The organism is Pseudomonas sp. Xaverov 83, assembly GCF_019352905.1.
In the GTDB taxonomy this organism is placed as follows: Bacteria; Pseudomonadota; Gammaproteobacteria; order Pseudomonadales; family Pseudomonadaceae; genus Aquipseudomonas; species Aquipseudomonas yamanorum.
In genome coordinates, this window is the sequence record NZ_JAAAFU010000069.1 from 1 (window position 1) to 3,280 (window position 3,280).

Sequence of the window (3,280 nt, forward strand, 5' to 3'; positions counted from 1 at the left end):
TTGCGCTTTTCAAAAGTGAGCCGCTGTAAGAGCGGAACCATAAGCGGCCGTTACCTAAATAACGGATATGACCCCGATCAAGCTAACGCCCAAGATATCAGCCCACATCCAGCAAGGCTGTCAGGCTATCCACCATGCACACCGCAAAAAGCCAAATTGACGGTCTATCCACTACTGGATATGTTGTCTGAATGAAAAAACACACTCCCGAACAAGCCGCCTTGATCAGCCAACTCGAACAGATTGCCGAAGGCCTGAGCAAAACCTTCAGCCCGTTTTGCGAGGTCGTGCTGCACGACCTGCGCGACCCGCAGCACGCAATCATGGCCATCCACAACAACCTCTCCGGGCGTCAACCGGGTGACCCGGCCACCGAGCTGGGCCTGGCGCGGATCGCCGATCCCGAGTACCCGCAGGTGATCGCCAACTACCAGAACCAGTTCGCCGACGGCCGTCAGGTCAAGAGCACCTCCATCGGCATCAAGGACTCCACCGGCAAGTACGTGGCGGCCTTGTGCATGAACGTCGACCTCTCGCTGTTCCGGGGCCTGCAGGGCATGCTGGAACAATTCGGCTCGGTCAGCGGCGACCGGCTCGCCGAGTCTCTCGACCCGTCCGGCGCGGATGCCATTCGCGCGCGTATCGACCAGTTCGCCGCACGCCTGGCGACCACCCCACGTGCCCTCAAGGCCGCCGACCGGCGCTTGCTGATGCAAGAGCTGAAAGAGGCGGGTGTGATGGACATTCGACGTGCCATGGAAACGGTCGCCTCGCACCTTGGGGTCTCGCGGGCGGCGGTCTACACCTACGCCAAATGACCTATGCCGAGCGCGCCACGGCTTCGATTTCAATCAGGTAGCCGTGGTGCAGCTCCGGCACCGGCACCACCGCACGGGCAGGGCGGTGCTCCCCCAGCGCGGCGGCATACAAACCGTCAAATTCAGGCCAGTGCTTCACGCCCACCACATATACGGTGACTTTCACCAGGTCTGCGGGTGAGCCGCCTGCCGACTTCAAGATCGCCAGCAGATTGTCCAGGGCCACTTGAGCTTGTTCGGCAAACGAAGCCTCGAAGCTATGACGCCCGTCAGGGCTCACTGGCAATTGCCCGGAGATGTACAACGTGCCCTGATGACTCACGGCCTGGGCGTAGTGACCGGCAGGCGCCGAGGCTGCGCGAGTGTGGATGATGTTCATTGCGGAGTGCTCAGCAGCGCCGCATACGTTTGGAGATCGACGTTACCGCCAGTCACGATGATGCCCACGCGCTGGCCCCGGTATTGGTCCTTCAGGTTGCGCAAGGCAGCGAGGCCCAAGCAACCGGTGGGCTCCACAACCATTTTCATGCGCTGAATGAAGAACTTCATCGAGGCCACCAATTCGGCATCCGAGACGGTGAGGATGTCGGTGACCTGCTCACGGATGATCGGGAAGGTGTGATGGCCCAGATGCTGGGTCTGGGCGCCATCGGCGATGGTAGCTGGCGTGTCGATGTGCACGATGCTGCCAGTCTGGAAGGAGCGCTGCCCGTCATTCCCGGCTTCGGGCTCGACCCCGTACAACAGGCAATCGGGTGCCAGCGCACGGGTCGCTAACGCCGTGCCGGAGAGCATGCCGCCCCCGCCCAGGCCGACAAACAGCGCATCCAGCGGGCCGGTGAACTCCAGCAACTCCTTCGCGGCAGTGCCCTGGCCGGCCAGCACGTCCGGGTGGTCGTAGGAGGGGATCAGGGTCATGCCGTGTTGCTCGGCCAGAGTGCGACCGATCTGCTCCCGGTCTTCGGTGATGCGGTCGTAAAACACCATGGTCGCGCCGTACTCACGGGTGGCGGCGACCTTGGCGGCCGGGGCGTCTGTGGGCATGACGATGGTTGCCGGCATCTGCAACAACCGTGCGGCCAGCGCGATGCCTTGCGCATGATTGCCCGAGGAAAACGCCACTACGCCAGCCTTGCGCTGCTGCTCATCAAACCGCGATAGCGCATTGAACGCCCCACGAAACTTGAACGAGCCGGTGCGCTGCAGGTTCTCGCACTTGATAAACACCTGGGCGCCGGTCTCGGCATCGAGGGTGCGCGAGGTGAACACCGGCGTGCGGTTGGCAAAGCCCTCCAGGCGTTCGGCGGCGTTGATCACGTCTTGGTACGAAGACAGTTGCATGGAAGGGATCTCTCGAATGTCTTGTTGTGGATAAAATATCCATATCTATACAAACTGTAAAGATGCATTTCATGCTAGCGTTTCGGGCTTCTCTGATCTGTAGAGGGCTCGACATTGATTCGACTCACCGATTACATCGCTGACTTTTCCCGTTCGCCGCTGTCACCCTGGGCTGATCTTGCGCCCTGGGAACTGGTCACCCAAGCGCCTGGCATCGTGCGTCAGTTGTTGGCGGGGCTTTCTGATGATGACTATGAGATTCATGATGAGATTGCGGTGCACCGTACTGCTGTTGTGGAGGCGGGCGCTGTTTTAAAAGCGCCGCTGATCATCGGTGCCCACTGTTTTATCGCCGCCGGTGCTTACCTTCGCGGCGGCTGCTGGGTGGATGAATATTGCATCTTCGGGCCTGGTGCAGAGCTCAAGACGTCCTTCGTGTTCAGCGGCAGCAAGCTGGCGCACTTCAACTTTGTCGGCGATTCGGTGCTGGGGCGCGGGGTAAACCTGGAGGCCGGCAGCATCGTCGCCAATTACCGGAACGAGCGTGACGACAAGGAGGTGCAGGTGCGCGTTGATGGGCAGTTGCAGGGTACTGGTTGTGACAAGTTTGGCGCGTTGCTGGGGGATCAGTGTAGGGTGGGTGCCAATGGGGTGTTGGCGCCGGGGGCGGTGCTTGCGGCGGGTAGTGTGGTCAGGCGGGGGGAGGTTTTTGATTGTGAGGAGTAAGGGGGGTATATATCCGTTGCTGCGGTAATGGTGCCCGTAGATCAAGATCAAAAGCACGCAGCCTCGCTGGCGCTCGACAGCTGCTACGGGCGGGGTGGCTCTGCTTTTCTGTGGGAGCTGGCTTGCCTGCGATGCAGACAACTCGGTTTTTCAGATACACCGAGGCGATGCCATCGCAGGCAAGCCAGCTCCCACATTTGACCGTGCTCGCTTTAGCTTTTGATGTAGCTCTTCAACACTCAAGCCGGCCGGTAGGCCGCTGTGCTCTTGCTGTTGATCTTGATTTTGATCTTAGGCGCCCCGTTAAACCACGCTGGCCGAACGTAGGCTTTGGAGCGTGGGTAACCTGGCAGGACGCCAGGTTAGCCGTCCTGGGCCAAGGATGGCCCATGACG

Annotated in this window: 5 protein-coding genes; 3 read left to right on the forward strand and 2 right to left on the reverse strand. The window is 60.6% G+C overall.

Features of this window, described 5'->3' with window-relative positions:
• Positions 1-195 (forward strand): hypothetical protein (locus K0H47_RS20100; RefSeq protein ID WP_219273499.1); only part of this gene is annotated, 195 nt, incomplete at its 5' end.
• Positions 192-818, forward strand: coding sequence for a transcriptional regulator (locus K0H47_RS20105; protein WP_093197212.1), 627 nt, complete (start codon positions 192-194; stop codon positions 816-818). The genes K0H47_RS20100 and K0H47_RS20105, both read left to right, overlap by 4 nt.
• A gap of 1 nt (position 819) precedes the next feature.
• On the opposite strand, the gene K0H47_RS20110 is transcribed toward K0H47_RS20105, so the two are convergent.
• Both K0H47_RS20110 and K0H47_RS20115 read right to left on the reverse strand, forming a co-directional pair.
• The gene (locus tag K0H47_RS20110) at positions 820-1,197 is read right to left on the reverse strand and encodes a RidA family protein (protein WP_219273500.1); all 378 of its coding nucleotides are present in this window, start codon (positions 1,195-1,197) and stop codon (positions 820-822) included.
• Positions 1,194-2,159, reverse strand: coding sequence for a threo-3-hydroxy-L-aspartate ammonia-lyase (locus K0H47_RS20115; RefSeq protein WP_219273501.1), 966 nt, complete (start codon positions 2,157-2,159; stop codon positions 1,194-1,196). The genes K0H47_RS20110 and K0H47_RS20115 overlap by 4 nt, the downstream gene beginning before the upstream one ends.
• A 114-nt stretch (positions 2,160-2,273) precedes the next feature.
• Between K0H47_RS20115 and K0H47_RS20120 the strand changes: the two genes are divergently transcribed.
• Positions 2,274-2,885 carry an LpxA family transferase gene (locus K0H47_RS20120; protein WP_219273502.1) on the forward strand — a complete coding sequence of 204 codons (612 nt, stop codon included), beginning with the start codon at positions 2,274-2,276 and terminating at the stop codon, positions 2,883-2,885.
• Positions 2,886-3,280 lie beyond the last annotated feature (395 nt).

Excerpts from the sequence above, each read along its gene's own strand:
- K0H47_RS20105 (WP_093197212.1), top strand. The coding sequence starts at position 192 with ATGAAAAAACACACTCCCGAACAAGCCGCCTTGATCAGCCAACTCGAA.
- K0H47_RS20110 (WP_219273500.1), bottom strand. The coding sequence starts at position 1,197 with ATGAACATCATCCACACTCGCGCAGCCTCGGCGCCTGCCGGTCACTAC.
- K0H47_RS20115 (WP_219273501.1), bottom strand. The coding sequence starts at position 2,159 with ATGCAACTGTCTTCGTACCAAGACGTGATCAACGCCGCCGAACGCCTG.